The organism is Dyella terrae, from assembly GCF_022394535.1.
Lineage (GTDB): Bacteria > Pseudomonadota > Gammaproteobacteria > Xanthomonadales > Rhodanobacteraceae > Dyella.
The window spans coordinates 193,626-220,142 of the sequence record NZ_CP089414.1 but is presented as its reverse complement, the minus strand read 5'-3'; the positions used below and the strand labels follow the sequence as shown (position 1 = coordinate 220,142).

Below are 26,517 nucleotides of genomic sequence, written 5' to 3'. Positions count from 1 at the left end.
CTGGTTACTGAAATCCGCTTTGACGGATTTCGACAAACCCGGAGAGCCGCTTCCGTGTCTTTCCTGATATGCACCATTGCGCATCGACGTTTCCGTGCATGGCCGGATTCGTCGGTTTGCGCTTTCGTGCTTTCCCACGAAGGCACGCATCCGCTTCGCCGGTTTCGTGCTTTGGTGGCAAAGCGGCTCTGTGCATTACCGGATACATGGGAATGACGGTCATGACCCAGCCACTCGTTACCGACGAACAACGCGCGCAACTGCTCGCCGTCGGCGAAGCACGCGCTACCGGCCAGCCCATCGATCCGATGCCGGTGGTCCGGCTGTTCACACCGGACGCGCACGCGACCTGGCTACTGGCCGCACTTGATCCAGCCGACGGCAATACAGCCTGGGGGTTGATCGACCTTGGCATCGGCATGCCCGCGCTGGGAGTGGTGAAACTGTCGGATTTGGCCGCTATCGTCGGGCCGCTCGGGCGGCCCGTCCTGCGCGACCTGTATTTCCATGCAGTGCGGCCGCTGTCCGGGTATGTGCGGCTGGCACAGCTCGACGGTTCGATTCCCGACTGATCGCGCCTTGCTTCCTTTCTTTCTTGGTCTGGCTCGATACCCGGCCAGTATGAAACGCCACTCTTGCGTGGCGCGGCGGTCTGCCTGACCGAAAAAGTCACGATGCGGGACGCGGCTTGCGGCAGGGTGTTCCGTGCTGCGTGCGATTCGCGCACGCACGCCGTCATGATTCGGACTGCACGTGCAAGATGCCGGAGCCCATCGGATTTGACACCGCTGGTTACTTTACCTCGTGCCTGATGACGCCTTGAAGTGATGCCGTAGTCCCTGCACAGCGACGACCGTGGCGATGTTCCTGCTCAACGAGGGGATCGTGCATCATGGCCGATCGAAGCGCCGAACCTTGGTATCCCACCGCCGCGTATCTCTACGTGCTGCATCTTGATGGCCCCGCGCTGGCCTGGGAATATCTGCGCAGGAACCCCGACTATCGGCGCGAATGGCTGCGCCATCGTCGCCGACCCGAGGCGGCGCACGCCTGGGGCCTGCGCCTGCTCGAAGACCCGGCGCGGGATGCGCGCGATGCGCATCCGGCCTGGTTCCCCGATCACGACAGCGTGCTCCAGCTCTACCCGGACGCCGACCCGCCGCCGGGTGCCGTCGTCTTCGCATTCTGGCGCATCCCCGGCCACAAATGCCTGATCCACGACAGCAAGCGCCTCGTGCTGCTGGCGCGCTGGCCCGGTGGCTGCCTGCGGCTGGCGCTGGCGCCGGGTCTCGCGGACGGCATGGCCTACGTCCATGTCCTCCGCGCCAGCGCCTCGGCCGGCACGCTCCAGCGCGTGCTGGCGGCCTGGCTGGAGCAATGCGCCGCCACCGGCGGGGCCGCGCCTGCGGCATTGGCCCGCAGCCGTCCCACGCCTGCCGCGCTGCTGGAACTACACACCCTGCAGGCGCTCGACGCGACCCTGGCGGGTGCGTCCTTGCGCGAAACGGCGGCGGGACTTTTCGGTGCCGATAGGGTCGCCGAAAGCTGGCACGCCGACGGCGGCCTGCGCTCGCGCGTGCGCCGCCTGGTACGCCGGGGCCAGACGCTGATGCACGGCGGCTATCGCCGTCTCGCACAGCTCGAATGACCTGGGGAGGGTCGTTTTGCCTACGTTGCAAAACGACCCTCTGCGCACCGCGCCGCTTTTCCGAGACTGCCTCCATCCGGTCGCGTTGTGTGGCCGGGCGATTCTGACCGATGGAGGTTCATCCGATGCGTCCAGCTCCTTTGCGGCCCGCCGCCGCTACCGTCGCCACGCCCCCGCAGCCCCAACGCTACTTCACCAACGACGAAGCTGCCGACTACCTGCGGCTGTCGCCGCGCACGCTCGAAAAGCAGCGTGTCATCGGCGGCGGGCCGAAGTTTCGCAAGTTCGGCCGGCGCGTCATGTACGCCGTGGCCGACCTTGATGCCTGGGCCGACCAGCGCAGCTACGAGGCCACGTCCGATCCCGACTACGCCGAGCATCACTCGGCCGACAGCCGTGCACGCTAATTGGTGGCTCGCAGATGGCTATCGCCATGCCCAGCCCATCCCGGGAGCGGGAACAGCTCGACCTGTTCCGCGCCTTGCCGGGCGATGGCATCGTGCCGCGCGACAGCCAAGACTTGATGGCCTTTCCGTTCTTCTCGCTGGCGAAGTCGCGGCGCACGGCGCCGATCGACTTTCGCAGCAGGAACGTCACTATCCGCGTGGAAGGGACACAGGAGCACGGCATCGCCACGATCTGGGATGCAGACATCCTGATCTGGGCGGCCAGCCAGATCGTGGAAGCGCGCGACGCGGGCCTGCGCCCGTCGCGCCTGATGCACGCCACACCCTACGAGATCCTGCGCTTTATCGGGCGCGGGGTGTCGCTGCGCGACTACCAGCGCCTCAAGGCCGCGCTCGACCGGCTGCAATCGACCACCGTGGCGACTTCCATCCGCGAGACGACAGGCCGGCGCCTGCATCGCTTCTCGTGGATCAACGAGTGGAAGGAACTGGCCGACGCCAGCGGCACCCCGCTGGGCATCGAGCTGATCTTGCCGGACTGGTTCTACGCCGGCGTGCTCGACGCCGCCCTGGTGCTGACCATCGACCCGGCGTACTTCCGGCTGACTGGCGGCATCGAACGATGGCTGTACCGCCTGGTGCGCAAGCACGGCGGCAAGCAACCGCACGGCTGGCAATTCGACTTCCGGCACCTGCACCGCAAGTCGGGCAGCACGGCGAAGCCCTACGACTTCGCCTGCGACCTGCGCGCGCTGGTCGCGCGGCAGTCGCTGCCCGGCTACGTGCTCGGCATCGAGCGGATGCCGGATACCGATGCGGAACTGCTGACCTTCCGGCCGGTGTCGTTCACGGCACGGGGATAACTCGGGGAAAACGTGTGGACGGGCTCGTGCTATCAGACGTGCCAGGTATCGTGCTATCAGGCGTGTGCCTATCGTGCTATCAGGCGTGCGAAATCGCCGGAAAGCCAATAACGGCGCGGGTTTCAGCGCCCTCTAACTTATCTAACTTAAATACTCTAACTGATAGTAGAAGCGCGCCGTTTCGGTGGACAACCGTCAAATGGCACCACGCGCAACCGCGAAAGCCCGGCATTCCAACACGGAGGGCCGCGCCATGATCATCGCGCTGCTCAACCAGAAGGGCGGCGTCGGCAAGACCACGCTCGCCACGCACATCGCAGGCGAACTGGCGATGCGCGGGCAATCGGTCATCCTGCTCGATACCGACCCGCAAGGCTCGGCGCTGGACTGGAGGCAACGCAGAAGCCAGCAGGACTTGCCCCGGCTGTTCAGTACCGTGGGCGTGGCCCGCGAAACGCTGCACCAGGAAGCGCCAGAACTCGCCAGGCGGGCCGATCACGTCGTTATCGACGGCCCGCCGCGCATCGCCGCGCTGGCGCGCTCGGCGCTCCTGGCGGCCGAGCGCGTGCTGATCCCGGTGCAGCCCAGCCCCTACGATTTGTGGGCCAGTGCCGAGATGGTGGCGCTGATCCGCGAGGCGCAGGTGTTCCGGCCTGCGCTGCGCGCGGCCTTCGTCGTGAACCGGCGCGTCAGCACCACGATCATCGGCCGCGAGGCACGCAGCGCGCTCGCCGAGCAGCCGCTGCCAGCGCTGCGCTCGGAAGTGCATCAACGCATCGTGTTCGCCGACAGCGTGGCCGCTGGCCGGCTCGCACGCGAGACGGCGCCCGACAGCGCCGCCGCGCGCGAGATCGCGGCGCTCACCGACGAGCTTCTGCGGTGGCCGGCATGACGACAGCGCGCAGCAAACGCATCGGCATCGGCGCACGGCCGCCAGCGAACCCGCACGCCGAAGCGTGGGTTCGCCAAGGCGACGCCGAGACCTTGCACAAAGGCGACCTTTACACCGCACGCCTGACACTCGACATCACGCCTGCGATGCGCGCCCGCATCAAGGTGTCGGCGTTCACGCAGGGCGTGACGGTCGCCGAACTGCTGCGCGCGTTGCTCGAACGCGAGTTTCCGGAGACGACCCCATGAACGCATCCATTTCGGCGGTTACGGCTGCGCCGCCGTTGCTCGCTGCGCTCGCCGGCCAAGCCGGTGTCGTGTCGTTGACCCGCGTATCGCTTGCCTACGTTGAGCAGCGCATAGATCTCTACCTGCGCTTCGGCGAGCCGGCGCGCACCGTCCGACTCGACCGCTGGCGTCGCGTCGCGGTGTTCCTGCCGGGCGCGATGTTGTGCCGCATCCGCTGGCAGGCCAACGACTACGGCACGATCCGCTGGCAGCTCATGGTGATGCAGACTTGCACGCCGCTGGACGCGGCGCAGCGCATCCCCGGCGTGCTGCCGGGCGCACAGCTGCTGCTGCACGCCGAGGGCGAACCCGCCGTGCGCGCCGCGCTGCCGCAGATCGACGCCATCGAGGCGCTGGGCATCGCGCCGGCTGCCGTGTCGCCCGCGTACTGGCGCACGCTCGCCAATCGACTCGCCGCACGTCTGCCGCTGCCGGCGTACACCGCCGAGCGACACGCGGCCTGGCTTGCCGGGAGGGCGCTGTCATGACGAGCGTTCCCGCTTCCGCCGCCTCGCCGCACCCTCGCTCGCGTTTGCGCGCTCGCCTCGTACTGGCAAGCCTGTCCGCCTGCGGCCTCGCTGCGCTGGCCTGGGCGTCGTTCGTGTCGCCACTGCCGCGCGTGATCTACAACCCGACCGACAGCGTGCCAGTCGGCTGGTATCGCGTCGATCCATTCAACTGGCTGACCGATCCACTGCACACCCCCATGCAAGTGGACAGCGTTGTGCTGGCCCACCTGCCGGCGCAGGCTGCGTTGCTGGCCGCGCAGCGCGATTACCTGCCGCCGGGTATTCCGTTGCTCAAGCGTGTGGGCGCCATCGCGCCGCAGCAGGTGTGCATCGTCGGGCGCAGCGTGAGCATTGACGGCGTGTCGGTGGCCGCGACGCTGCCTGCCGACCACCTGGGCCGGCCGCTGCCTGCCTGGCAGCAGTGCCGGCATCTGCTGCCGGGCGAGCTGTTCTTGTTGAGCACGACCAATCCGGCGTCGTTCGATAGTAGGTATTTCGGGCCGGTGGCTGCCTCCGCCGTGATCGGCGTCGCGCATCCGCTCTGGCTGGAGACACACTGATGATGGCTGCCGACTCGCTGCGCTTTGTTGTGCCATCCGACGTGTCGTTCCGCTGCGCGGCGTCGTGTCGTCGCGCGTGTCGTGCGGCTGCCGAATTTGCGTATTCGGCATCGCACGTCGCGCAGCCTCCGGCGATGCTTTCCGACGTGCAGGCGTCTTGCCTCGAACGCGCCCGGCCTGTGGCCGTGGTCGCGTTCGCCGGCGCGCTGGCTGCATGCAGCGCAGCGCCGCCGGGCCGCCGACGCCTGGAGCGACAGCGAAAGACAAAGGCGGAAGGCAAGACAAAAGGGGGCGGCACCTGTCCGCCCGCAAAGTCTGTCTGCACGTGGGGTTGGCGCGGCACAGGCCGGCTTCGCCGCTGTGCCGCATGGGGCGCGAAGCTCGCGCCGATAGGGGCTCCGTCGCGTGCTTCGCACGCTGGCGCACGCCGCAGCTTGCGTTCATGCTTTGAGGGAGGTCGGCCATGAGCCAGCGCGACGATGACGATTTCCGCGTGCGTCCCGGCGCGCCGAAACACCGGGGCCAGGGCTTCGTTTCCAGGGTGCTCAAGCAGACTGGCAAGGCCAGCGCAGGCAAGTCGGCACTGCACCGTCCTGTCATGGTCGGCGGCAAGGGCCAGCGTACCGGCCAGCGGCCCGGCTCGCGCCTGGGGCGCGGCCATACGGCAGCGCGCTTCGCAGGTGCGAAGCTGACGCCGTTCTCGCGGCGCGTGATCATCAAGACCTTGCTGGTCAACCAGCGCCACGCCAGCCCGCAGTCGCTTGCCAAGCACCTGCGCTACATCGAGCGTGACGGCGTGGGCCGAGAGGGCGAGCCGGGCCGCGCCTATGGCCCACAGACCGACGAAGCCGACCTCGGTGCCTTCAAGGAGCACTGCGCGGACGACCGGCACCATTTCCGCTTCATCCTCTCGTCCGAGGACGGCGCCGAGTTGGAAGACCTGCGCACGTACACCCGGCACCTGATGGAACGTATGGAGGCCGACCTGGGCACACGGCTGGAGTGGGTGGCGGTCGATCACTGGAATACGGACAACCCGCACACGCATATCGTCGTGCGCGGGCGCGACGACACCGGCAAAGACCTCATCATCGCGGGCGACTACATCGCCCAGGGTTTCCGCCACCGGGCCGCCGAGCTGGCGACTGAATGGCTGGGGCCGCGCACCGAACGGGAGATCCAGCAAACCTTGCAACGCGAGGTGGAACAGGAGCGATGGACGAGCCTTGATCGCACCTTGCAACGCGAGGTAGACGACGATGGCCGTGTGCAGATCGAGCGCTTCAACGAATCCCGATTGCAACGCCAGCGCCTGCTGCTGATTGGGCGGTTGCAACGCTTGCAGCGCATGGATCTGGCCGACGAGGTGCAGCCCGGCACCTGGGCCGTCCATGCTGATGCCGAGAAGACCTTGCGCGCCCTGGGCGAGCGTGGCGACATCATCCGTACCATGCAGCGGGCCATGAGCGGCCAGCCGCGCGAGCTGGCAGTGTTCGAGCCAGGCGACAATGGCCGCACAGTCGTCGGGCGCATAGCTGCGAAAGGACTGGCCGATGAGCTGCGCGACCGGGGTTATCTGGTCATCGACGGCGTGGACGGTAAGGCCCACTATGTTGCGCTCAATGCCCGCGATGAACCCGGGAACTACCCCATGGGATCGGTGGTGGAGGTGCGCGGTTACGCGGAACTGCGGACCGCTGACCGCAACATCACCGCGCTGGCGAGTGACGGCTTGTACCGCACGGATCATCACCTAGCGGTCGCACAGGGACAGGCGCAGGCAAGCCGCGACCCGCATGAAGTCGTCGCGGCCCATGTCCGCCGGCTGGAAGCCTTACGCCGCGCCGGTATCGTGGAGCGCGTCGCCGAAGGGTTGTGGAAGGTGCCGGACGACCTGCTGGAGAAAGGCCGCCAGTATGACGCGCAGCGCTTGGGTGGCGTGGTCGTGGAGTTGAAATCGCACCTGCCCATAGAGCGGCAGGCCCGAGTGATCGGCGCTACATGGCTCGACCAGCAACTGATTGGAAGTGGCCGAGGGCTCGGCGATCTGGGGTTTGGCAGCGAGGTCAAAGACGCGCTCCAAAAGCGCTCCGATTTCCTGGCCGAACAGGGGTTGGCAGAGCGGCGCGGCCAGCGCGTGATGCTGGCGCGAAACCTGTTGGGCACACTGCGCAATCGGGATCTGGCGCAGGTCGGGAAGGAAATTGCCGCCGAAACTGGCCTGGAGCATCGGCCCGTGGCCGATGGCCAGCGCGTGGCCGGCATCTACCGCCGCAGCGTCATGCTTGCCAGTGGGCGATACGCCATGCTTGACGATGGCATGGGGTTTAGCCTGGTGCCGTGGAGGCCGGTGATCGAGCAGCGGCTAGGGCAGCAAATCGCTGCGACGGTGCGAAGCGGTGGGATATCTTGGGATATGGGGCGACAGCGCCAGTTAGGCCCTGGGTGATGCGCGGGCGTAACGATGCTGTGAGAGTCGGTGACTGCGATTGAGGGAGCAAGCGAGCCTGGATGCGTTGGAATTGATATGCCGGAATTGGGAGATCGCCGAATTCATCGTCAAATCGCTGACTCTCAGAGCGGTAGGTATGCCGATCTATTCAACACCGCAAGGACGATGTTGCGTGCGTGGAGCAGGACAGATTTGAGCTCGTCTGCGGAAACCTCTGCAAACCCGAGTCCTCGGAGCAGAAAAATACCTTCAACAGCCAGCAGTGCGTGACGGACTTCAGCAAACTCACCATGTTCCGATCGAAGCGGATCGAGCAATGCGCTGTACAGGCGTCGCACCGGTCCCAGCATGTCAGGGGCGTGCACCAGTGCGGTTATGAGAAAAGCCGCCATTTGCGTCGAGGCGTCGTCCTCGGCCAGGGCTTCCTCGATATGCGCGAGGACCAATTCGACCGGCCCAGTTGGCCCACTGCCGAGTCGCTGACGTACTGCCTCCTGAAAACGAGCCATTTCTCGTTCTAGCGCCGCATATACCAATCCATCCTTAGTCGCAAAGGTATAGACGAGACCGCCCTTGCTGATCCCCGCACGCTCGGCGACGGCGTCGAGCGTGAAATTTCGACCACCAGATTCGAGGATGACGGCCTCGGCAGCATCCAAGACCCTGTCTCTGTCGATTTCCTTTTTTCGCGCCACAACAACCCCTTGCTTTTTCGACCGATCAGTCGGATACTATTTCCGACTAATCGGTCAGATTAGCACGGCGGCGCTTGCACAGCAACGCTGCTCCCCAGCTAGCCCACTAGCGAACTTTATGAAAGGACTTAGAAATGGAAGACTCTTTACCCGCCGCAGCCCTCGGTCACTTTGTCATGAAAGTGCTAAATATCGAGGCGAGTCGTCAGTTTTATGCTGGCTTAGGTCTGCGCGCACTCGACACATTTCCTGGATTGGCGATCGTTGAACTGCGCGGTGGCACGCATTTGCTGCTATTTCAAAAGGACGATGATCAGAGCAGCACTTTGCAGAATAGCCATGTCGGCCAAAGACCAGAGTTTGGCAGCGAAAAATTGGATCTGATGATCGCTGGGCACACAAAAGCGGATCTGGAACTCTACAGGACCGGCCTGATTGATAAAGGATATTCACCGTCAGTCATCGCAGAACGCGCGCTATACGGCCATCGTTATTTCACGATACAAGATCCCGATGGCAATGGCGTCAGTTTCTACACTAGCCATTGTGGCGACAAGCCCGTTTGATATTTTCGTCGAATAACCGGCGCGAAGGGTGCCAAGGACCTGCTTGACCAGGCGAGCGCTGGATCGATCAGCCGCCGCCGGGCCGCCCAGTCGGCCAGAGTGCCGTGATGGATGGCAGTCTACGCACGCTAGAGCCGGTCGGAAGAGGAGAGTTAGGCATGTGCTCCCTTGGACGAATCGATCGAATTTGAAGCTATGGCTGATACGCGCTTCGTGCTCGGCTCGGCCATCCCGCGTCCGCGCGATCTTCACCGGCCGCTACTCGGTGCATGCCAGCCCTACGGCACTCGTCGAGGGCGAGCACGCAATTGTGTGCATCGGCCGTGAACTGCACACCCACTAACTAGCGATGGAATCTCGCGCGGGACATAAGGCGCAAATCGGTACACCGCCGAATTCACGGAGGAGCAATGGAGCTTCGACACTTACGCTGCTTTCTTGCCGTCGCCGAAGAACTCCACTTCGCCCGCGCAGCCGAACGACTGCACATCGAGCAGTCGCCGTTGTCGCGCGCCATCAAGGAACTGGAAGAAGAACTGGGCGTGCTGCTGTTTGCACGTACCTCGCGCAGCACCCGACTGACCCGTGCAGGGCGCATGTTCAGGGAGCATGCGCAGCGCGTCTTCACCGCCTTGCAGCAGGCCCGCGATAGCATTAAAGCCGCAGCCAATGGTTTCCACGGTCAGTTGCGCATCGCCTTGTCGGACGGCATCACGCCTACGCGCTTTTCAGCGCTTTTGGCGCGATGCCGCCAAGACGAGCCGGACATCGAAATCCGTCTGTCCGAAGTGCCCCTGTCGCAGCAGATCAAGGGGCTGCTGGACGACACCTACGACTTGGGATTCGCACGCGCCGATGAGGTTGGCGACGGCATCATCGCGGAGCCAGCCTGGAGCGATCCGCTGATGGTGGCGGTTCCCGACCGCCATCCGTTGCTGTCGTACAAACGCATCCCGCTGGAAGAAATGCTGCGCTATCCGCTGGTGCTGGGCGATCCCCATGCGTGTGAAGGCTACGTGCGGCAGATTGATCGTCTGCTGCGGCATGCCGATAGAGAGCCCTTGGTTGCCGGGCGCGTAGCCACTATCAATCTGATGATGGCGATGGTGGCAGCGGGCTGCGCATTGGGCCTAGCGGGCGCCTCGCAGTTCACGGCAAGTCGCGAACGCGGTGTGATCGCACGCCCACTGGCCGGAATCTCCCCCCAAGCTCACGACCTATCTGCTGCGCGCCGATAACGAGGCATCGGAAATCCTGGCGCGCTTCATTGAGTGCGTCCATGCGGTCGAAGCGCTCGATAGCGATCGTCCCAATGTTCCGGAGGAAACCGAGTCATGAAGAAGATTCTGCCGCTGATGCTCGTCGTGATGCTGACCGCCTGCGGCAAATCCGAACCGACCGATACGGTGGGTTCGCTCGCGGCCAACCCCGTGCGGTTGAAGGCGCTGCGCGAGCAGTGCAAGACGGGTCGCGCGAAGCTGGGCGATGAACTTTGCAACCGCGTGGCTGAGGCGACGAACCGCCGTTTCTTCGGCAACGGCAATACGCCTTATACGCCGCCGAAGAACCCGCCGAAGTTCTGATCGTTAGGGAAGGTCTGATCAATCGGCTTCTTGCTCGTCATTCCTGCGAAAGCAGGAATCCAGCGCCTTTGCGTTCAATGGTCTACAGACACTGGATCCCAGCCAGGCAGGCATGTCCGGCTTCGGCATCGAGGTCGCCGATCATCACGATGCCGCCCGCGCCGAGCACGGCCTGCGCGATGCCGCGTCCGATGCCTGCGCGCCGCCGGTAATCAGCACCACGCGATCGCGCAGTGGCTGCGCATCGTATTCCGCGATGGCGGGCGTCAATGACATGCCGGAATCCTCGATTGACTGGCTGCGAATACTCGGACAGCCATCGTGCCGATGGCGTGCAGAAGCGTGGGACAGGATAGCCCGGCCACGCAATCGCGATGCCTAGCCACGCATGACGAGCCTGGGCGACTCGCTAGTCTTCGTCGCTGTCGTCCGCGTTGGCTTTCCAGTAGCCCTTGGCCTTCATCCAGTCCTTGGGCACGCCGCGTTCCTCACTGAGCCATTGGCGCATGTTGCGGGTCCGGCGCGATTCGCTGGCGATCCAGTAGAAGGTGTCGCCGATGGGCGTGGGCAGTGCACGCAAGGCCTGCTCCAGCAGGTCGCTCTGGTCGGCTGCGGTGCCGTTGCGCTCGAGCCAGTGGATGTTGACATGCGCGCGTGAGCGGAGTGCCTGGCGATCATCAGCATGGGGAATTTCCAGCAGCACCTCGACATGGGTGCCTTCGGGCATCTCTTCCAGCCAGCGGCCGATCGCGGGCAGGGCGGTTTCGTCGCCGACCAGCACGTAGGTGTCGAAGTCATCGGCGACCAGGGAAGATCCGCGCGGGCCGCCGGCACCGATCCGCTGGCCTGGCGTGGCCTGCACTGCCCAGGTGGCAGCAGGGCCGTCACCGTGCAGCACGAAATCGATCGTCAATTCGTTGAGAGCGTCGTCATGACTGCGCGGGGTGTAGTCGCGCATCGGCGAATATTCGCGGCCGGGCGGATAGGTAGGGCCGTTCGGTCCGAGCACCGGTGGCACGATTTCACCGACGCTGTTGGGAAGGAACAGTTTCACGTGGTCGTCCGGCGCGGCGCTGACAAAACCGCGCAACTCCGCGCCGCCGAAAACGATGCGCTGCATGTGTGGCGTCAGGTGCTCGACGCGCAGTACGTCAAGCGTGCGGAACACCACGGTGTGGCGAACTCTCTGATGGGTATGGGGTGTCATCGGCATGATCTCCAGGGATGTGAGGGGCAGGTGCCGGTTACAGGCTCTGCACGATCCGCGCATGGCGAATAGGCGAGCGGTGGCGGTGGCGATGGCCGTTGCTGTGGTGGATATGCAGCGGTGTCAGGCGAGTCGATAGCCGAGGCGTTCGGCTATCGACTGCAGCAGATCGACGGTGGGATCGACTGGCGAGTGGTTGGCCAGTCTGGGTACGGCGACGCTGCTGTACACCGCAGGTTGTGCCTCGGCAAAGCCGAGTTTTTCCAGCTCGCGCAGGAAATGCTGCACTTGCTTCACCATGATGCGAACGTTGCCTGGCGCGGGCTCCGGCGTAGTCGAGTGCGAGTCATGCAGGCGCCAGTGGCAGCGCCCATGTGCGGGCGCGTGCGCCTGGACCAGTCCGAGTTGCTCGAGCTCGCGCAGCAGCCGATAAACCGTACCGAGGCTGGTGGCCGCATGGTGCTCCCGTGCAGCCTGCAACAGGGTGACTGCATCGTGAGCTGTGCCGAACTCAAGCATCGCAATGAGGATGGCGCGACGCGGCGCCGTCATCAGCAGGCCCAGCGACTTGCAACGCGCTTCCCATGCCAGCAGGGCATCGCAGGCTGTTTCAGTCACGGCGTTCACCGCTGGCGATGGCGCTGGCGGCGCGTTCCAGGATGTCGGCTATGCGTTTTGCCTCGTCCTTGTTCCAGTCGCTGCCACGCATCAACAAGGCATGCTTGAGGGCATGCATCGCCTTGCGCACGCCCATCGGCGCCGCCATCTTCGCCGCCATCCTGGCGCTGTGTTCGGTGCGGGCGGTGACCGCATCCACCGCTTCGCGATTCTCGTCCAGGTAGGTGCGCCCAGCGGCCGTGATCGCGTACAGCTTGCGGCCACCCTGCTCGTTGGTCACTTCGGCGTAGCCGAGTTCTTCCAGCATGGTGAGGGTGGGATAGATCGCGCCGGGGCTGGGCGAGTACTGGCCGTGGAACATGTCCTCGATGATGCGGATCAGTTCGTAGCCGTGACGCGGCTGCTGTTCGATGAGTGCGAGCAGCAGCAGCTTGAGGTCGCCGTGGCCGAACATGCGGCCACCGCCGCGCCGGCCACCACCGCCGCGCATTTCGTTCCAGTCGGCGAAGAAATCGCCGCCGCCGTGGCGACCACCGAAGGGTCCGGCATGGCGTTCGTGATGTTCGTGGGCATCCCGGCCTTCGCCGTGCCCGAAAGCGTGGCCGTGATGGTGATGGTGTTGATGAAAAGCGTTGAAAAGCATCTGGCGCATGTGCATGAGAGATTTCGATATATCGTGAGAGTGACGTAAAGATATATCGTAAGCATATCTAAAGCAATACTTGGCAAGATCGGACAGGGCGCGCGCAAAGACGGGCAAGTTTGCTTGGTTCGGATCTCCGGATAGATCGGCCGCTGCGGTCCGGCGGTGGACTTCAGGATGCACTGAATAGATCAGAGCATCCTTAGCTATCGATCAATGATTTTCCTGTTTTTCCCTTTTTACGCCGCAATGCGCCTTCGCTTGCGGCGTTTTTCTTGCGTTCGCCCCTGCGTGAATCCTTGCTTTTTTCTCGATATTTCTTCCGATAATGGTCTTTGACCGACCCTTGACCTGACTCCGATCCTCCCGTGTGCGGCACGTGCATGTGCCGCGAATTGCACAGGAGAAAACGGAGGCCGACATGCAGAGTCAAGGCGTGCTATTCGGGCAGATTGCCGTCGTTTTCGGCATCGTGATCGCCGGCGTGTGGACAGCCACACAATGGACAGCCGCCGCCCTGGGCTATCAGCTACGCCTTGGCCCGCCCTGGTTTGATTTTCTCAACACGCCGGTCTATCACCCCTGGCGGCTGTTCGAGTGGTGGTTCCTCTACGACGGCTATGCGCCCCGCGTCTTCGACAAGGGCGGCGTGATCGCGGGCGGCAGTGGTCTCGTCGCGGTGCTGGTCGCGATCGCCATGTCGGTCTGGCGCTCGCGGCAGACCAAGCGTGTCACGACCTACGGCTCGGCGCGCTGGGCCAACGCCGACGACATTCACAAGGCCGGCCTCGATCAGCCGGTCGGCGTGTTTCTCGGTCTGCATGAACGACAGTACCTGCGCCATGAAGGCCCGGAACACGTCCTGACGTTCGCGCCCACGCGCTCCGGCAAGGGCGTGGGCCTGGTCATTCCCACGCTCCTGAGCTGGCCCGCGTCGGCCGTCATCCACGACATCAAGGGCGAGAACTGGAGCATTACCGCGGGTTGGCGCTCGCGCTTCTCGCACTGCCTGCTGTTCAACCCCACCGATGCGAAGTCGGCCGCATACAACCCGCTGCTGGAAGTGCGGCGTGGCGCGCATGAAGTGCGCGACGTACAGAACATCGCCGACATACTCGTCGATCCCGAAGGCGCGTTGGAACGCCGTAACCATTGGGAGAAAACGTCGCACGCGTTGCTGGTCGGCGCCATCCTGCACGTGCTCTACGCAGGTGAGGACAAGACGCTGCGCGGAGTAGCCAATTTCCTCTCCGATCCCGCGTGCCCGTTCGAGCTGACGCTGCACCGGATGATGACGACGCGGCACCTGGGGAATGTCCCGCATCCCGTCGTCGCTTCTGCCGCGCGCGAGGTATTGAACAAATCGGATAACGAACGCTCGGGCGTGCTGTCCACGGCCATGTCGTTTCTCGGCCTGTACCGCGACCCGACCGTGGCCGAAGTCACCTCGCGTTGCGACTGGCGTATCGCGGATCTCATCTCCGCCGAACATCCGATCTCGCTATACCTCGTCGTGCCACCGTCCGACATCAGCCGCACCAAACCGCTGGTGCGCCTGATTCTCAACCAGATCGGACGGCGCCTGGCCGAATCGCTCGACGGCAGCGACGGTATCGCGCGCCGTCACAAGCTGCTCTTGATGCTCGACGAGTTTCCGGCACTCGGCCGGCTCGATTTTTTCGAGACGGCGCTCGCGTTCATGGCTGGCTACGGCATCCGCAGCTTCCTCATCGCGCAGTCGCTCAACCAGATCGACAAAGCCTACGGCCAGAACCATTCCATCCTCGACAACTGCCATGTGCGCATGACATTCGCCACCAACGACGAACGCACCGCCAAGCGCATTTCCGAAACGCTGGGCACTGCGACCGAATTGCGCGCGCAGCGCAACTACGCGGGCCATCGACTTTCTCCTTGGCTCGGGCACCTGATGGTGTCGCGGCAGGAGACGGCGCGCCCGCTGCTCACGCCCGGCGAAGTGATGCAGCTCCCGCCCGATGAGGCCGTGGTGATGGTTTCCAGCGTAGCGCCGATCAAGGCGAAGAAGCTGCGCTATTACGCCGACGCCAACTTCAAGCGGCGCGTGCTACCGCCACCCGCGCTCGCGTCAGGCCCCTACGCCGATGCGCCACCGCTGCGGCCCGACGACTGGAGCGCGCTGGCAATTCCTGTCGTACCGGCCGCGCCTGCCACCGAAGCGGCCGAGGGATTCGCGGCTACTGCCGACGACGGCGGCCCCCGCCGGCAGCCGGAGCTATCCGAAGTCGCCGAATACCACCCAGAGCCGACACCGACCGCCAACGACCTGGCGCTGCTCGATGACGACGACCTGCCGCTGCCGCTTCCTCGCCAGTTCGATCCGGCCATGCAGCGCACGACCCGGCTGGCCTCCCTCGACCCCGACGACGGACTCCAGCTATGAGCCAGTACCGCCTCAATCTGTTCATTTCGCCTGAACACGCCAAACGGCTCGACGAGCTGGCTGCGAAGAAAGGCGTATCGAAGTCGTCCATCGTCGCGGCGGCGCTGGCGTCGTGGCTATCACCGGATGCCGGCGACCAGCGCGAGGCGGCCATCGCCAAGCGGTTGGATCGGCTGTCGCGCCAGTTCGAGAAGCTGGAGCGTGACCAGAACATCGAGATCGAGACGCTGGCGCTGTTCGTCCGCTACTACCTGACGGTCAGCACGCCGGTTCCCGAAGCGCATCAGGAAGCGGCCCGCGCGCAAGGCAAGGCGCGATTCGAGCAGTTCGTCGAACAACTCGGCCGCCATTTGCTGCGCGGGCGCAGCCTGGTACGCGACGTGGTGGAGGAGCTGAACCCTGACACCACGCGGTTGGACGATGCGGCGGCGCTGGCCGAGGTGCAGGAGCGTGCCTCATGAGCGCCGTGCCGCAATCTTTCGCCACCACCTCGCTCGACCGGCGCGTGCGCATGTTGCGCACGGCGATGGGACCGCTGATCGCCGCCGCGCTGGAAGACCCCGACGTGGTGGAAATCATGCTCAACCCCGACCGGACGTTGTGGGTGGATCGGCTGTCCACAGGCCGCGCACCGATGGGCGCGGAGTTGTCCGAGGCAGACGGCGAACGCATCATCCGCCTGGTCGCCGCGCACGTCGGCGCGGAAGTGCATCGCGGCCAACCGCTGTTGACCGCCGAGCTGCCGGAAACCGGCGAACGCTTCGAGGGCATCCTGCCGCCGGCCGCGCCGGGGCCGGCCTTCGCGTTGCGCAAGCGTGCCGTGGGCGTGATCCCGTTGGACCGCTACGTCACAGACGGAATGATGACCACTGAGCAGGCTGAGTTTCTGCGCCACGCGGTGCGCGAACGCCAGAACATCCTGATTGCCGGCGGGACGAGCACCGGCAAGACGACGCTGGCCAATGCCTTGCTTGCCGAGATCGCGGCGACGGGTGACCGCGTGTTGGTACTCGAAGACACCATCGAACTGCAATGCACGGCGTGCGACCACGTGCCGCTGCGCACGCGTGCGGGCATCGTGTCTATGACCGAGCTGGTGCGTGCCACGATGCGCCTGCGTCCCGACCGTGTGATCGTCGGCGAGGTGCGCGGCGGCGAGGCGCTTGATCTCATCAAGGTATGGGGCACCGGCCATCCGGGCGGCATCGCCACGATCCACGCCGGTTCCGCCGTGGGCGCCCTGCTGCGCCTGGAGCAACTGATTCTCGAAGTCGCCGTGAACCCGCCGCGCGCGCTGATCGCCGAGGCGGTCAACGTCGTGGTCCACATCGCCGGTCGAGGCCGTCAGCGTCGCATCGAAAGCATTGCCCGCGTCGTCGGCTTCGACGGCATCGGCTGCCGCCTCGCGGATGCGCTGGAAACACCCAACCCGCCGGCATCCGCCATCGCTTCCTCGTCCCCTGAACCTTCTGGAGAACTGCCATGACGCAGAGTGCTGCTGCTTTCCGTGCTTCCGTAAATCCGGTTCCGTGCCTTTCGCGCCTGCGGCGCCTGGCCGCTCCCGCGTATCACGGGCTGCTGTCGGCCGCCGCGATGCTGCTGATGGCTGGCACCGCGAAGGCGAGTGGTTCCAACATGCCGTGGGAATCGCCGCTGCAATCCATTCTGGAGTCCATCCAGGGGCCGGTTGCGCGCATCGTCGCCGTCATCATCATCATTTCCACGGGCCTGGCGCTGGCCTTCGGCGACACTTCGGGCGGCTTTCGCAAGCTGATCCAGATCGTCTTTGGCCTGTCCATCGCGTTCGCCGCGTCCTCGTTCTTCCTGTCGTTCTTCAGCTTCTCCGGCGGGGCCGTCGTATGAACACGGCCGACACGCTACCGGGCTTCGAGGTGCCGCTGCATCGCTCGCTGACCGAGCCGATCCTGCTGGGCGGCGCGCCGCGCACCGTGGCGATCGCCAACGGCACGCTGGCCGCCGCCGTGGGCCTGGGTCTGCAACTCTGGCTTCCCGGCCTCGCGCTCTGGATCGTTGGCCATTCGCTGGCGGTGTGGGGCGCGCGCGCCGATCCGCAGTTCATGCAGGTGTTCGCCAAACACCTGCGGCACAAGCCGCTGCTGGACGTGTGAGGGACGGCCCATGCTGAACCTCGCCGAATATCGCCAGCGTCCGGCGCTGCTCGCCGACTGGCTGCCCTGGGCGGGCCTCGTCGCACCCGGCGTCGTGCTGAACAAGGATGGTTCGTTCCAGCGCACGGCGCGCTTTCGCGGACCAGACCTGGACAGCGCCACGCAAGGTGAGCTGATCGCCACGTCCGCGCGCTTGAACAATGCGCTGCGCCGGCTCGGCGCCGGCTGGGCACTGTTCATCGAAGCCGAACGTCGACCCGCCGCGCACTATCCGCCATCGGATTTCCCCGAACCGCTGTCCTGGCTCGTGGACGAGGAACGGCGTGCGACCTTCGAGGAATCGGGCAACCACTTCGAGAGCGGCTATCACGTCACGTTCGCCTACCTGCCGCCGGAGGAGTCCCGTGCCCGCGCGGCCAAGCTGCTCTACGAAAACACCGCGACCCGCGGCGTGGATTGGCGCGAACGGCTCGCCGCCTTCGTCGCGGAAACCGACCGGGTGTTCGATCTGCTCGACGGCGTAATGCCGGAAATCGACTGGCTCGACGACAGCGAAACGCTCACGTACCTGCACGCCACCATCTCGACGCGGCGCTACCGCGTCGGCGTGCCGGAGGTGCCGTTCCATCTCGACGCGCTACTGGCTGACGCGCCGCTTATCGGCGGCCTCGCGCCGATGCTGGGCGACCAGCATCTTCGTGTCGTGACGGTGCGGGGTTTTCCGACCTCGACCTGGCCAGGGATTCTCGACGACCTCAACCGGCTGGGCTTTGCCTATCGCTGGAGCACGCGCTTTCTCTGCATGGACAAGGCCGAGGCCGAGAAGGAACTCGGCCGCCTGCGCCGGCAATGGTTCGCCAAGCGCAAGAACGTCATCGCACTGCTGCGCGAAACGATCTTCCAGCAGGAATCGCCGCTGGTCGATGCCGACGCGAGCAACAAGGCAGCCGATGCCGATGTCGCGATGCAGGAGCTGGGCAGCGATCAGGTCGCCTATGGCTACGTCACGGCCACCGTGACGGTGTTCGATGCCGACGCGGCCGTGGCCGACGAAAAGTTGCGCCAGGTGGAACGCGCCATCCAGGGCCGAGGCTTCGTCACCATCCCCGAAACGCTCAATGCCGTGGAGGCGTGGCTGTCGTCGGTGCCGGGCCATGCCTATGCGAACGTACGCCTGCCCATTGTCTCGACGCTGAATCTCGCGCATCTGATGCCGGTGTCGGCGGTGTGGGCCGGGCCGGAGAAGAACGACCATCTCGACGGCCCGCCCTTGATCGTTACCCGTACCGAGGGCGCGACGCCGTTCCGACTCGTGACGCACATCGGCGACGTGGGCCATACCCTCGTCGTCGGGCCGACCGGCATGGGCAAGTCGGTGCTGCTCGCCACACTGGCGATGCAGTTTCGCCGCTATCCCGGCTCGCGCATCTTCGCGTTCGACATGGGCCGCTCGATGCGGGCGACGGCGCTGGGCCTGGGCGGCGAATACTACGACCTCGGCGCCGATGGCGCGATTGCGTTCCAGCCGCTCGCACGCATCGATCAGGACAGCTACCGCACCTGGGCCGCCGAATGGGTCGAGGGCCGCCTGGCGCATGAAGGTGTCGCCGTTGGCCCGGACGAGAAGGTGGCCATCTGGTCGGCACTCGGCAGTCTTGCTGGCGCGCCGGTCGAGCAGCGCACGCTCACGGGCCTGTCGGTGCTGCTCCAGTCCAATGCGCTGCGCCAGGCGCTCGCGCCCTATGTGCTCGGTGGCGCGCACGGCAAGCTGCTGGACGCCGATCACGACCGGCTCGGTGCGGCCGACGTGCAGTGCTTCGAGATGGAAGAACTGATGCACAGCAAGGCGGCGGTGCTGGCCGTGCTGGGGTATCTCTTCGCGCGTTTCGACGAGCGATTCGATGGCGCGCCGACGCTCTTGATCCTCGACGAATCGTGGCTCTTTCTCGATGACCCGGTGTTCGCCGCGCGCATCCGGCAATGGCTCAAGACGCTGCGCAAGAAAAACGTCAGCGTCATCTTCGCCACGCAGTCGCTCGCGGACATCAAGGATTCGAGCATCGCGCCCGCGATCATCGAAAGCTGCGCCAGCCGCATCTTCCTGCCGAACCCGCAGGCAACCGAGCCGCAGATTCGCACGATCTACGAAGGCTTCGGGCTGAACAGCCGCCAGATCGAGATCGTCGCCACCGCGCAGCCCAAGCGCGATTACTACTACCAATCCAGAGCTGGCAACCGCCTGTTCGACCTCGACCTGGGGCCGGTCACGCTCGCCTTCGCGGGCGCATCTACACCGCAAGACCAGCGAGACATTGACCGCGTGCCGGCGCAGACCGGCACACCCGGTTTCGCCGGCGCGTGGTTGCGCCATCGCGGCCTCGACTGGGCGGCCGACCTGCTGCCCGACTTTCCAAGGCGGACGCCATTGGCCGCGTCCTTCCTCGCTTCCCCACCGCTGGAGAACTCGCCATGACGATCCGCCTTCGCTCCCTCTCATTCGCCTTCGCTGTCGCCGGATTGCTGGGCGTCGCATCCACCGCACAGGCGCAGTGGGTCGTCATCGACCCGACCAACCTCGTGCAGAACACGATGACCGCCGCGCGCACGCTGGAGCAGATCAATAACCAGATTCGGCAGCTCCAGAACGAAGCGCAGTCGTTGATGAATCAGTCGCGCAACCTGGCGAGCCTGCCGTTCAACGTGGTCAACCAGTTGCGCACGAACCTGGCGAATACCCAGCAGCTCATTGCGCAGGCACAGGGGCTGGCCTTCCAGGTGCAGAGCATGAACCAGCAGTTCGCGCAGCTGTATCCGCAGCAGTACGCCGCGACCGTGAGCGGCAATCAGATGTACCAGGATGCGCACCAGCGCTGGCAGAACACGCTCAATGGCTTGCAGACCACGATGCAGATGCAGGCGCAGGTGTCGCAGAACGTCACCGCCGATGCAGGCGTCATGTCCGACCTCGTGGGCCAGAGCCAGTCGGCCACCGGCGCCTTGCAGGCCATGCAGGCGACCAACCAGCTTCTCGCCTTGCAGGCAAAGCAGACCAGCGAGTCGCAGCAGCTCCAGCTCACGCAAGGCCGCGCGGCGGCGCTGGAACTGGCGCGGCAGGCCGCCGCCGTCGAACAAGGCCGCGTCATCACGCAACGCTTCCTTGGCACCGGCACGCCGTACACGCCGCAATCCGTGAACTTCTACGGCAACTGAGGGGGCGGCCATGACTCGCGCGCCCGTCCTTTTTGCTGCGCACTTCGCTGTCGCCTGCCTGCTGGCCGGGTGCGACCGACCGAGGGCGCTATCGGTCGATGCGCTGGCCGCCGATCCGGCGCGGCTGCATCGGCTGCTTGCGCAGTGCCGCCGTGGCGAACATGACGCCGCTTTCTGCGCGCGCGTCGATCAGGCCGATTTGCAGCGCTTTATGTCGGGCAAGGCCGGGGCCGACGAATACCGCACGCTGGACGAACTGCCTGCGGACATCCCGCTCAGCTTCGACGGCCACAGCCCCGGCGCGGGTTCCAGTGTGCCCGTGGAGGCGCGGCCATGAACGACGTTTCCATCATCGACCATTTCCTCAACGTCTTCTCGACCTACATCGACTCGGGGTTTGGTCTGCTGCATGGCGAGGTCGCGTTTCTGACCGCGACGCTGGTGGCGATCGACATGACGCTCGCCGGCCTCACCTGGGCGCTGGGACACGCCGCCGGCCAGGGCGAAGACGTGATGGCCAAGCTCATCCGCAAGGTGCTCTATGTCGGTGCCTTCGCCTACATCATCGGCAACTTCAACTGGCTGGCGGGCATCGTGTTCCGCTCGTTCGCCGGCCTGGGGCTGACGGCCACCGGCTCGACCGTGAGCATGGACACGTTCCTGCAACCGGGCCACCTCGCCAAGACCGGCATTGACGCCGGTATGCCGATTCTCGAACAGATCAGCCAGATGGCTGGCTTTCCCGAGGTGTTCGTGAATATCACGCCCATCGTCGTGATGTTCCTCGCCTGGTTCACGGTCATCGTCTGCTTCTTCGTGCTCGCGGTGCAGCTTTTCATCACGCTGATCGAGTTCAAGCTGACCACGCTTGCCGGCTTCGTGCTGGTGCCGTTCGCGCTCTGGAACAAGACCGCGTTTCTCGCCGAAAAGGTGCTCGGCAACGTGGTGTCGGCGGGCATCAAGGTGTTGGTGCTCGCGGTCATCGTCGGCATCGGCACGGGCCTCTTTGCCCAGTTCCCGACCACGCCCGCCGAACCATCCATCGACCACGCGCTGGTCGTGATGCTGGCCTCGCTCGCCATGCTCGCGCTGGGCATCTTCGGGCCGGGCATTGCGACAGGCCTCGTGTCCGGTGCGCCGCAGCTCGGCGCGGGCGCGATGGCCGGCGCGGCATTGGGTGCAGCGGGTGCCGCTATTGGCGTGGGTGCGGCGGCTACCGGCGTCGGTGCCGCCGTTGTAGCCGGAGCACGCATGGCGCCGGCTGCCGCAAGCGCCCTCGGCAGCGGCGCGCGAGCTGCCGCCTCGACGGCCGGCGGTGCGCGCTCGGCCTACCAGTCCGGTTCCGCCGCAGCCGGTGGTGGCCTCAAGGGCGCGGCTGCCGGCGTGGGCAACGTCGCCAAGACCGGCGCGCAGGTCGCCGGACAGAAGGTCGCGGCGGGTGCGCGGACGTTTGGCGAACGCACCGCGTCGGCCTTTCGTGGTGAGAGCAGCGCCGGAGCCGATACCAGGGCCCCGGAAGGCGGCGCATCGGGTGCCACGCCCGATGCCAAACAACCCGCCTGGGCCAAGCGCCTGCATCGACGCCAGCAGATCAGCCACGCCGCGACGACGGCCGCGCACACGCTGCGCGGCGGTGATGGCGGCGGCTCCGCACAAGGCCCGAGCTTGGGCGATTCCGATTCGTAAGGAGAACGACTTATGCGATTCAAGCGACCCCAGGTGCGCTATGCCAGTACGCCGCAGCCTGCCACCCCTTATCAGTCTGCGGCGCAGCTATGGGACGAGCGCATCGGCTCAGCCCGCGTGCAGGCGAAGAACTGGCGATGGATGGCGTTCGGCTGTCTGGTACTCGCGGTGCTGATGGCTTCCGGCCTCGTCTGGCGTTCCGCGCAGTCCATCGTCACGCCCTACGTGATCGAAGTCGATCACGCCGGCCAGGTGCGCACGGTCGGCGAAGCCGCCACGCCCTACAGGCCCACGGACGCGCAGACCGCCTATCACCTGGCGCAGTTCATCACGCTGGTGCGTTCGCTCTCCATCGATCCGGTGGTGGTGCGACAGAACTGGCTCGACGCCTACGACTACACCACCGATCGCGGCGCGGCCGTGCTCAACGACTACGCGCGCACACACGATCCGTTCGCGCGCGTGGGCAAGGAGTCGGTGACCGTGCAGATCACCAGCGTCACGCGCGCGAGCGACACGTCATTCAACGTGCGCTGGATCGAACAGCACTTCGTCAATGACGCGCCCGCCAGCACCCAGCGCTGGAACGCCGTGATTTCCATTGTTTTGCAAACCCCGCGCACCGAACAGCGCCTGCGCAAGAACCCGCTGGGCATCTACGTCAACGGCCTGTCGTGGAGCCGCGAACTGGATGTGTCCGAAGGAGCCAAGCCATGAACCTGTCTTTCCGCTTTTACGCTTTCGTGCTGATGCTTGCTGCCCTGACGGGCTGCGCCACGCAGGGCAAGCCGCCGCCGCGCATCTCGCTCGACGAGCCAATTGCTGCGCAGCCGCTGCCCGAACCGCCCAAGCCCTTCGAAGTGGTGGAGGTGCCGAAGGTGCTGCCGATGCCAGGGCAGATGAAGCCGCTACCCGACGCGAATGATGCCAAACCCGCGCCCGAACCCGCCGACGAAACCGTGCGCGTCACGCGCGCCAACGCCGAGGCGCGCATGGAACCCACGCGCGAGGGCTACGTCAATGCGATCCAGGTGTGGCCGTTCACCGACGGCGCGCTGTATCAGGTCTATGCCGCACCCGGCCGCGTGACGGTCATTTCCTTGCAGCCGGGCGAGGAACTGGTGACGGTCGCCGCCGGCGACACGGTGCGCTGGATCGTCGGCGACACGTCCAGCGGCGCCGGCAATGCGCTGCGTGTCAACGTCCTGGTCAAGCCCATCCGTTCCGGCCTGAAAACCAATCTGGTCATCACCACCAGCCGCAGGACATACCTGCTGGAACTGACTTCGACCGAGAAGGCATGGATGGCGTCGGTGTCCTGGGAGTACCCGAGAGACCAGATGCTCGCGTTGCAGCGGCAGGATCAGGCCGCGCAGGCTGCCGCACCCATCAATGCCGGGTTGTCGCTGGACAAGATCCATTTCCGCTACGCGATCAGCGGCAGCAATCCGCCGTGGAAGCCGCTACGTGCCTTCGACGATGGCGAGAAGGTCTATATCCAGTTTCCCGCAGGCATCGCTCAGGGCGAGCTGCCGCCGCTCTTCGTCATCGGCCCGCAGGGCGACGGCCAACTGGTGAACTACCGTTTCCGTTCGCCGTACTACATCGTGGATCGCCTGTTCGGTGCGGCCGAATTGCGGCTCGGTGGTGACAAGGGCGACGTGGTGCGTATCGAGCGCACCGATGGCACGCGGGGGAACTGACCATGAGCCAGGACGACACCCCGGACGCCTCCATGCCTAACGCTGCTCCGAAGGTCGCGCCGGAGAGCATGACGCTGCGCTCGCAGCCGCGTCCGGTGACGCGACTGAACCGGCGCACGCTGGCGTTCTTGACTGGCGGCCTGGGCGTGGCCGTGATCGGGGCCACCTTCTGGTCGTTGCAGCCCCATCGCCACGCCGGCAACACGGCGACCGAGCTTTACAACGTCGATCGCGTGGCGCGCTCCGAAGAACTCGACCAGCTTCCGAAAGATTATTCCGGCTTGCCGCCCAAGCCGGCGGTCAGCGTGCCGACGCTGGGGCCGCCGCTGCCGGGCGACCTGGGGCCGGCCATCGTCCAGTCGCAGCAGCCACCGCCGTTGGCCAACACATCGCCCGGGCAAGACCCGGAAGCCGCCGAGCGCGACGCGCTGCGCAAGGAAGCCGAAACCGCCGCCGGGTCATCGGTGTTCTTCCATACCAGCAATCAGACGGGTGGCCAGCATGCCGCGGTTGCGCCAGCGACATCAGCGGCCACTCCGCCGGCGAGCAATCTGGCGGCCTTCGATCCACAGGCCGCTGGCCCGGCCTCGACGGTGGCGCAGCCCACCGATCCGACGGCAGTGCAGAACCGGCAGGGCCAGAAGGAAGCGTTCATGGCCATGGGCGGCGATAACGCCACGCGCAACGGCGGCACCTTGCAGACACCGGCCTCGCCGTACACCGTGATGGCGGGCACGGTCATCCCGGCCGCGCTGGTGACGGGCATCAATTCCGACCTGCCGGGGCAGGTCATCGCCGAGGTGACGCAGCCGGTGTACGACACCGCGACCGGACGTTATCTGCTGATTCCGCAAGGCTCGCGGCTGATCGGACGCTACGACAGCCAGGTGGCGTTCGGGCAGCGGCGCATGCTGCTGGTCTGGTTGCGTCTGGTGCTGCCCGATGCCTCATCGATCGCGCTCGACAAGCTGCCCGGCATCGACCCGGCCGGCTACGCGGGCCTCGAAGACGGCGTGGACTGGCACTGGGGCCGCATCCTGGCCGGCGCGGTCCTGTCCACGCTGCTGGGCGTCAGCTCCGAGATGGCGATGTCGAATCAGGGCAACCTCAACAACGGCAACACGGTCCTTGCGCTGCGCGACAGCGCGCAGGACACGGCCAATCAGGTTGGCCAGGAAATCACGCGCCGCAACCTGAGCGTGCAGCCGACACTGACGGCGCGGCCTGGTCTCCCGGTGGAGGTGATGGTGAACAAGGACATGGTGCTGCGGCCCTACCAGCCGCTGTTCTTCCAGCGGGGGAGTTCGCAATGAGTACGACGCTCAAGCTGCGTCTCGGGCCGCTGCCCCGAACCGAGAGCATCAAGCTGACCTTCGCGTGTCCAGCCAACTTGAAATCTGACCTCGACCGCTATGCCGCGCTGCACGCGCAGACCTACGGCGAGGCGGTCGATGCCACGGTATTGATCCCGCACATGCTGGAGGCGTTCATGGCCGCTGATCGGGGATTCAAGCGCGTACAAAGCAGGAACGAAAAAGCCGCCTCTGCGTGAACAGAGGCGGCTTCCGAATTGGTGCCCGAGGCCGGAATCGAACCGGCATGACCGTGAGGTCGAGGGATTTTCTTACCACTTCGACTTTCGCCGCCAGCGTATTTGCTGTTCGTGGTCTGGAGCACGCCTTCACCATAGCCTTGCAGCCGTAGGTGCCCGCCGTCTGCTCTCTACACCTTCCCAGCCGTGGGGCTTGGGCTTGGCTCGGCGTTGACTCGGTTGCCGAAGCATCCAGGGCTTTCGCCGACTTTGACGGGCTTCACCTCTGGGGTTTCCCCCGGAGGGCTCAAATTGTCTAAGTCCCTTGTGTCTACCAATTTCACCACTCGGGCATGACGTGGAACGTCAAACCTTACACCACTTTCCTCAGCTCCTAGTTGGCTCCTAGTCGCTGAGGAACGCGACGAAGCACGCGTCGAGAAGGACGCAAATTGTTGTCCCTATTGGCTTCCCGCATGCGCCTCGTGAGAGACGAGGACTTGACAAAACTGATTTTAAGTCCCTTGCGTCTACCAGTTTCGCCATCCGGGCCATGACGGAAAGACTCGCATCCTACCATGCACGCGAGCGCTCCCTTACGCAGACGATGCTGAGGAAAGTCCCGTAAAACGATGGATTTTTTGCAGGACTGTGGATGGCAGCCCCGCGTCCCACTTACATAGAGCTTGGCGGTCCGCCCCGTTCATTTACATATCAATGATTTAACCTGCTTTCACGCGTTCAACTCGCCACGCCAAGATGCCTACGTGCAATGGGTGCCACACGCCCTATCACGCTCCGCGCGTCGGAGCGCCAGATCTTCCATTGAGCCTTTGCCCATATCTTCACCAACGCAAAAAATGCGACATGGTTCTCATCTAGAGCAACGCAATACGAATGGCGGCG

29 protein-coding genes and 2 pseudogenes are annotated in these 26,517 nt (G+C 65.2%); 26 read left to right on the top strand and 5 right to left on the bottom strand.

Annotation, left to right across the window (positions count from 1 at the left end; translation table 11 throughout):
- Nucleotides 1-221: 221 nt before the first annotated feature.
- From DYST_RS00980 to DYST_RS00940, 9 genes are all read left to right on the top strand, one after another.
- Nucleotides 222-572 carry a DUF2958 domain-containing protein gene (locus DYST_RS00980; protein ID WP_239949391.1) on the top strand — a complete coding sequence of 117 codons (351 nt, stop codon included), beginning with the start codon at nt 222-224 and terminating at the stop codon, nt 570-572.
- A 320-nt stretch (nt 573-892) separates the two neighbouring features.
- Nucleotides 893-1,648, top strand: coding sequence for a DUF7011 domain-containing protein (locus DYST_RS00975; protein WP_239949390.1), 756 nt, complete (start codon nt 893-895; stop codon nt 1,646-1,648).
- A gap of 125 nt (nt 1,649-1,773) precedes the next feature.
- Entirely contained in the window at nt 1,774-2,055 is a 282-nt protein-coding gene (locus tag DYST_RS00970; RefSeq protein WP_239949388.1) for a helix-turn-helix domain-containing protein, read from the top strand.
- 14 nt (nt 2,056-2,069) lie between these two features.
- Entirely contained in the window at nt 2,070-2,918 is an 849-nt protein-coding gene (locus DYST_RS00965) for a replication initiator protein A (RefSeq protein ID WP_239949386.1), read from the top strand.
- A gap of 253 nt (nt 2,919-3,171) precedes the next feature.
- On the top strand, nt 3,172-3,810 hold the full coding sequence (gene parA, locus DYST_RS00960) for a ParA family partition ATPase (RefSeq protein ID WP_239949384.1): 639 nt from the start codon (nt 3,172-3,174) through the stop codon (nt 3,808-3,810).
- Nucleotides 3,807-4,058: a chromosome partitioning protein ParB gene (locus DYST_RS00955; RefSeq protein WP_196806961.1), complete on the top strand. Its 252-nt coding sequence runs from the start codon at nt 3,807-3,809 to the stop codon at nt 4,056-4,058. The genes parA and DYST_RS00955 overlap by 4 nt, the downstream gene beginning before the upstream one ends.
- Nucleotides 4,055-4,585, top strand: coding sequence for a DUF2840 domain-containing protein (locus DYST_RS00950; RefSeq protein ID WP_239949373.1), 531 nt, complete (start codon nt 4,055-4,057; stop codon nt 4,583-4,585). The genes DYST_RS00955 and DYST_RS00950 overlap by 4 nt, the downstream gene beginning before the upstream one ends.
- Entirely contained in the window at nt 4,582-5,166 is a 585-nt protein-coding gene (locus DYST_RS00945) for a S26 family signal peptidase (protein ID WP_239949371.1), read from the top strand. Before DYST_RS00950 ends, DYST_RS00945 begins: the two co-directional genes overlap by 4 nt.
- A 463-nt stretch (nt 5,167-5,629) precedes the next feature.
- On the top strand, nt 5,630-7,615 hold the full coding sequence (locus tag DYST_RS00940; RefSeq protein WP_239949369.1) for a relaxase/mobilization nuclease and DUF3363 domain-containing protein: 1,986 nt from the start codon (nt 5,630-5,632) through the stop codon (nt 7,613-7,615).
- A 125-nt stretch (nt 7,616-7,740) separates the two neighbouring features.
- On the opposite strand, the gene DYST_RS00935 is transcribed toward DYST_RS00940, so the two are convergent.
- A complete protein-coding gene (locus DYST_RS00935) occupies nt 7,741-8,277 on the bottom strand; it encodes a TetR/AcrR family transcriptional regulator (RefSeq protein ID WP_239949367.1) in 537 nt (178 codons plus the stop codon).
- A gap of 170 nt (nt 8,278-8,447) precedes the next feature.
- Between DYST_RS00935 and DYST_RS00930 the strand changes: the two genes are divergently transcribed.
- The 3 genes and pseudogenes from DYST_RS00930 (at nt 8,448) to DYST_RS00920 (ending at nt 10,462) form a co-directional block, all read left to right on the top strand.
- Nucleotides 8,448-8,879, top strand: a complete 432-nt coding sequence (locus tag DYST_RS00930) for a VOC family protein (protein ID WP_239949365.1) — start codon at nt 8,448-8,450, stop codon at nt 8,877-8,879.
- Nucleotides 8,880-9,289: 410 nt separating this feature from the next.
- A pseudogene (locus tag DYST_RS00925) lies at nt 9,290-10,217 on the top strand (LysR family transcriptional regulator).
- Nucleotides 10,214-10,462 (top strand): EexN family lipoprotein, encoded by a 249-nt coding sequence (locus DYST_RS00920; protein ID WP_239949364.1) that lies wholly within the window; start codon nt 10,214-10,216, stop codon nt 10,460-10,462. Before DYST_RS00925 ends, DYST_RS00920 begins: the two are co-directional and overlap by 4 nt.
- Nucleotides 10,463-10,565: 103 nt before the next feature.
- On the opposite strand, the pseudogene DYST_RS00915 reads toward DYST_RS00920, so the two are convergent.
- The 4 genes and pseudogenes from DYST_RS00915 to DYST_RS00900 all read right to left on the bottom strand — a co-directional run.
- Nucleotides 10,566-10,738 (bottom strand): annotated as a pseudogene (locus DYST_RS00915) (oxidoreductase); the annotation flags it as partial.
- Nucleotides 10,739-10,871: 133 nt separating this feature from the next.
- Entirely contained in the window at nt 10,872-11,669 is a 798-nt protein-coding gene (locus tag DYST_RS00910; RefSeq protein ID WP_239949362.1) for a siderophore-interacting protein, read from the bottom strand.
- Nucleotides 11,670-11,792: 123 nt separating this feature from the next.
- Nucleotides 11,793-12,287 (bottom strand): transcriptional repressor, encoded by a 495-nt coding sequence (locus DYST_RS00905; protein WP_239949360.1) that lies wholly within the window; start codon nt 12,285-12,287, stop codon nt 11,793-11,795.
- A complete protein-coding gene (locus DYST_RS00900) occupies nt 12,280-12,741 on the bottom strand; it encodes a PadR family transcriptional regulator (RefSeq protein WP_239949358.1) in 462 nt (153 codons plus the stop codon). The genes DYST_RS00905 and DYST_RS00900 overlap by 8 nt, the downstream gene beginning before the upstream one ends.
- Here DYST_RS00900 and DYST_RS00895 point away from each other — a divergent pair.
- The 14 genes from DYST_RS00895 (at nt 12,730) to DYST_RS00830 (ending at nt 25,632) form a co-directional block, all read left to right on the top strand.
- Entirely contained in the window at nt 12,730-12,978 is a 249-nt protein-coding gene (locus DYST_RS00895; protein ID WP_239949356.1) for a hypothetical protein, read from the top strand. The genes DYST_RS00900 and DYST_RS00895 overlap by 12 nt on opposite strands.
- A 373-nt stretch (nt 12,979-13,351) precedes the next feature.
- Complete coding sequence (locus DYST_RS00890) at nt 13,352-15,352, top strand: conjugal transfer protein TraG (protein WP_239949354.1); 2,001 nt, start codon at nt 13,352-13,354, stop codon at nt 15,350-15,352.
- Nucleotides 15,349-15,813 (top strand): CopG family transcriptional regulator, encoded by a 465-nt coding sequence (locus tag DYST_RS00885; RefSeq protein ID WP_239949353.1) that lies wholly within the window; start codon nt 15,349-15,351, stop codon nt 15,811-15,813. The genes DYST_RS00890 and DYST_RS00885 overlap by 4 nt, the downstream gene beginning before the upstream one ends.
- Entirely contained in the window at nt 15,810-16,838 is a 1,029-nt protein-coding gene (gene trbB, locus DYST_RS00880; protein ID WP_239949351.1) for a P-type conjugative transfer ATPase TrbB, read from the top strand. Before DYST_RS00885 ends, trbB begins: the two co-directional genes overlap by 4 nt.
- Nucleotides 16,835-17,215 carry a TrbC/VirB2 family protein gene (locus DYST_RS00875; RefSeq protein ID WP_239949349.1) on the top strand — a complete coding sequence of 127 codons (381 nt, stop codon included), beginning with the start codon at nt 16,835-16,837 and terminating at the stop codon, nt 17,213-17,215. The genes trbB and DYST_RS00875 overlap by 4 nt, the downstream gene beginning before the upstream one ends.
- Nucleotides 17,212-17,481: a VirB3 family type IV secretion system protein gene (locus DYST_RS00870; protein ID WP_239949348.1), complete on the top strand. Its 270-nt coding sequence runs from the start codon at nt 17,212-17,214 to the stop codon at nt 17,479-17,481. The genes DYST_RS00875 and DYST_RS00870 overlap by 4 nt, the downstream gene beginning before the upstream one ends.
- A gap of 10 nt (nt 17,482-17,491) precedes the next feature.
- Nucleotides 17,492-19,954 (top strand): conjugal transfer protein TrbE, encoded by a 2,463-nt coding sequence (gene trbE / locus DYST_RS00865; protein ID WP_239949346.1) that lies wholly within the window; start codon nt 17,492-17,494, stop codon nt 19,952-19,954.
- The gene (trbJ, locus tag DYST_RS00860; RefSeq protein ID WP_239949344.1) at nt 19,951-20,691 is read left to right on the top strand and encodes a P-type conjugative transfer protein TrbJ; all 741 of its coding nucleotides are present in this window, start codon (nt 19,951-19,953) and stop codon (nt 20,689-20,691) included. Before trbE ends, trbJ begins: the two co-directional genes overlap by 4 nt.
- A gap of 10 nt (nt 20,692-20,701) precedes the next feature.
- On the top strand, nt 20,702-21,028 hold the full coding sequence (locus tag DYST_RS00855) for a hypothetical protein (protein WP_239949341.1): 327 nt from the start codon (nt 20,702-20,704) through the stop codon (nt 21,026-21,028).
- Entirely contained in the window at nt 21,025-22,377 is a 1,353-nt protein-coding gene (gene trbL / locus DYST_RS00850; RefSeq protein ID WP_239949340.1) for a P-type conjugative transfer protein TrbL, read from the top strand. The genes DYST_RS00855 and trbL overlap by 4 nt, the downstream gene beginning before the upstream one ends.
- Nucleotides 22,378-22,389: 12 nt before the next feature.
- Nucleotides 22,390-23,094, top strand: a complete 705-nt coding sequence (gene trbF / locus DYST_RS00845) for a conjugal transfer protein TrbF (protein ID WP_239949338.1) — start codon at nt 22,390-22,392, stop codon at nt 23,092-23,094.
- Nucleotides 23,091-24,080: a P-type conjugative transfer protein TrbG gene (gene trbG / locus DYST_RS00840; RefSeq protein ID WP_239949336.1), complete on the top strand. Its 990-nt coding sequence runs from the start codon at nt 23,091-23,093 to the stop codon at nt 24,078-24,080. The genes trbF and trbG overlap by 4 nt, the downstream gene beginning before the upstream one ends.
- Nucleotides 24,081-24,082: 2 nt before the next feature.
- Complete coding sequence (locus DYST_RS00835) at nt 24,083-25,393, top strand: TrbI/VirB10 family protein (protein WP_239949334.1); 1,311 nt, start codon at nt 24,083-24,085, stop codon at nt 25,391-25,393.
- Nucleotides 25,390-25,632 carry a DUF2274 domain-containing protein gene (locus DYST_RS00830; protein WP_239949333.1) on the top strand — a complete coding sequence of 81 codons (243 nt, stop codon included), beginning with the start codon at nt 25,390-25,392 and terminating at the stop codon, nt 25,630-25,632. Before DYST_RS00835 ends, DYST_RS00830 begins: the two co-directional genes overlap by 4 nt.
- Nucleotides 25,633-26,517 lie beyond the last annotated feature (885 nt).

What these genes read in the sequence shown, in the direction of transcription:
- DYST_RS00890 (WP_239949354.1), top strand. Translation starts at nt 13,352, where the DNA reads ATGCAGAGTCAAGGCGTGCTATTCGGGCAGATTGCCGTCGTTTTCGGC.
- DYST_RS00955 (WP_196806961.1), top strand. Translation starts at nt 3,807, where the DNA reads ATGACGACAGCGCGCAGCAAACGCATCGGCATCGGCGCACGGCCGCCA.
- DYST_RS00920 (WP_239949364.1), top strand. Translation starts at nt 10,214, where the DNA reads ATGAAGAAGATTCTGCCGCTGATGCTCGTCGTGATGCTGACCGCCTGC.
- DYST_RS00940 (WP_239949369.1), top strand. Translation starts at nt 5,630, where the DNA reads ATGAGCCAGCGCGACGATGACGATTTCCGCGTGCGTCCCGGCGCGCCG.
- DYST_RS00900 (WP_239949358.1), bottom strand. Translation starts at nt 12,741, where the DNA reads ATGTTCGGCCACGGCGACCTCAAGCTGCTGCTGCTCGCACTCATCGAA.
- DYST_RS00930 (WP_239949365.1), top strand. Translation starts at nt 8,448, where the DNA reads ATGGAAGACTCTTTACCCGCCGCAGCCCTCGGTCACTTTGTCATGAAA.
- trbF (WP_239949338.1), top strand. Translation starts at nt 22,390, where the DNA reads ATGCGATTCAAGCGACCCCAGGTGCGCTATGCCAGTACGCCGCAGCCT.
- DYST_RS00970 (WP_239949388.1), top strand. Translation starts at nt 1,774, where the DNA reads ATGCGTCCAGCTCCTTTGCGGCCCGCCGCCGCTACCGTCGCCACGCCC.
- trbB (WP_239949351.1), top strand. Translation starts at nt 15,810, where the DNA reads ATGAGCGCCGTGCCGCAATCTTTCGCCACCACCTCGCTCGACCGGCGC.
- DYST_RS00830 (WP_239949333.1), top strand. Translation starts at nt 25,390, where the DNA reads ATGAGTACGACGCTCAAGCTGCGTCTCGGGCCGCTGCCCCGAACCGAG.
- DYST_RS00975 (WP_239949390.1), top strand. Translation starts at nt 893, where the DNA reads ATGGCCGATCGAAGCGCCGAACCTTGGTATCCCACCGCCGCGTATCTC.
- DYST_RS00950 (WP_239949373.1), top strand. Translation starts at nt 4,055, where the DNA reads ATGAACGCATCCATTTCGGCGGTTACGGCTGCGCCGCCGTTGCTCGCT.
- DYST_RS00870 (WP_239949348.1), top strand. Translation starts at nt 17,212, where the DNA reads ATGAACACGGCCGACACGCTACCGGGCTTCGAGGTGCCGCTGCATCGC.
- DYST_RS00980 (WP_239949391.1), top strand. Translation starts at nt 222, where the DNA reads ATGACCCAGCCACTCGTTACCGACGAACAACGCGCGCAACTGCTCGCC.
- trbE (WP_239949346.1), top strand. Translation starts at nt 17,492, where the DNA reads ATGCTGAACCTCGCCGAATATCGCCAGCGTCCGGCGCTGCTCGCCGAC.
- DYST_RS00855 (WP_239949341.1), top strand. Translation starts at nt 20,702, where the DNA reads ATGACTCGCGCGCCCGTCCTTTTTGCTGCGCACTTCGCTGTCGCCTGC.
- DYST_RS00875 (WP_239949349.1), top strand. Translation starts at nt 16,835, where the DNA reads ATGACGCAGAGTGCTGCTGCTTTCCGTGCTTCCGTAAATCCGGTTCCG.
- DYST_RS00910 (WP_239949362.1), bottom strand. Translation starts at nt 11,669, where the DNA reads ATGACACCCCATACCCATCAGAGAGTTCGCCACACCGTGGTGTTCCGC.
- trbJ (WP_239949344.1), top strand. Translation starts at nt 19,951, where the DNA reads ATGACGATCCGCCTTCGCTCCCTCTCATTCGCCTTCGCTGTCGCCGGA.
- DYST_RS00885 (WP_239949353.1), top strand. Translation starts at nt 15,349, where the DNA reads ATGAGCCAGTACCGCCTCAATCTGTTCATTTCGCCTGAACACGCCAAA.
- DYST_RS00945 (WP_239949371.1), top strand. Translation starts at nt 4,582, where the DNA reads ATGACGAGCGTTCCCGCTTCCGCCGCCTCGCCGCACCCTCGCTCGCGT.
- parA (WP_239949384.1), top strand. Translation starts at nt 3,172, where the DNA reads ATGATCATCGCGCTGCTCAACCAGAAGGGCGGCGTCGGCAAGACCACG.
- trbG (WP_239949336.1), top strand. Translation starts at nt 23,091, where the DNA reads ATGAACCTGTCTTTCCGCTTTTACGCTTTCGTGCTGATGCTTGCTGCC.
- trbL (WP_239949340.1), top strand. Translation starts at nt 21,025, where the DNA reads ATGAACGACGTTTCCATCATCGACCATTTCCTCAACGTCTTCTCGACC.
- DYST_RS00965 (WP_239949386.1), top strand. Translation starts at nt 2,070, where the DNA reads ATGGCTATCGCCATGCCCAGCCCATCCCGGGAGCGGGAACAGCTCGAC.
- DYST_RS00835 (WP_239949334.1), top strand. Translation starts at nt 24,083, where the DNA reads ATGAGCCAGGACGACACCCCGGACGCCTCCATGCCTAACGCTGCTCCG.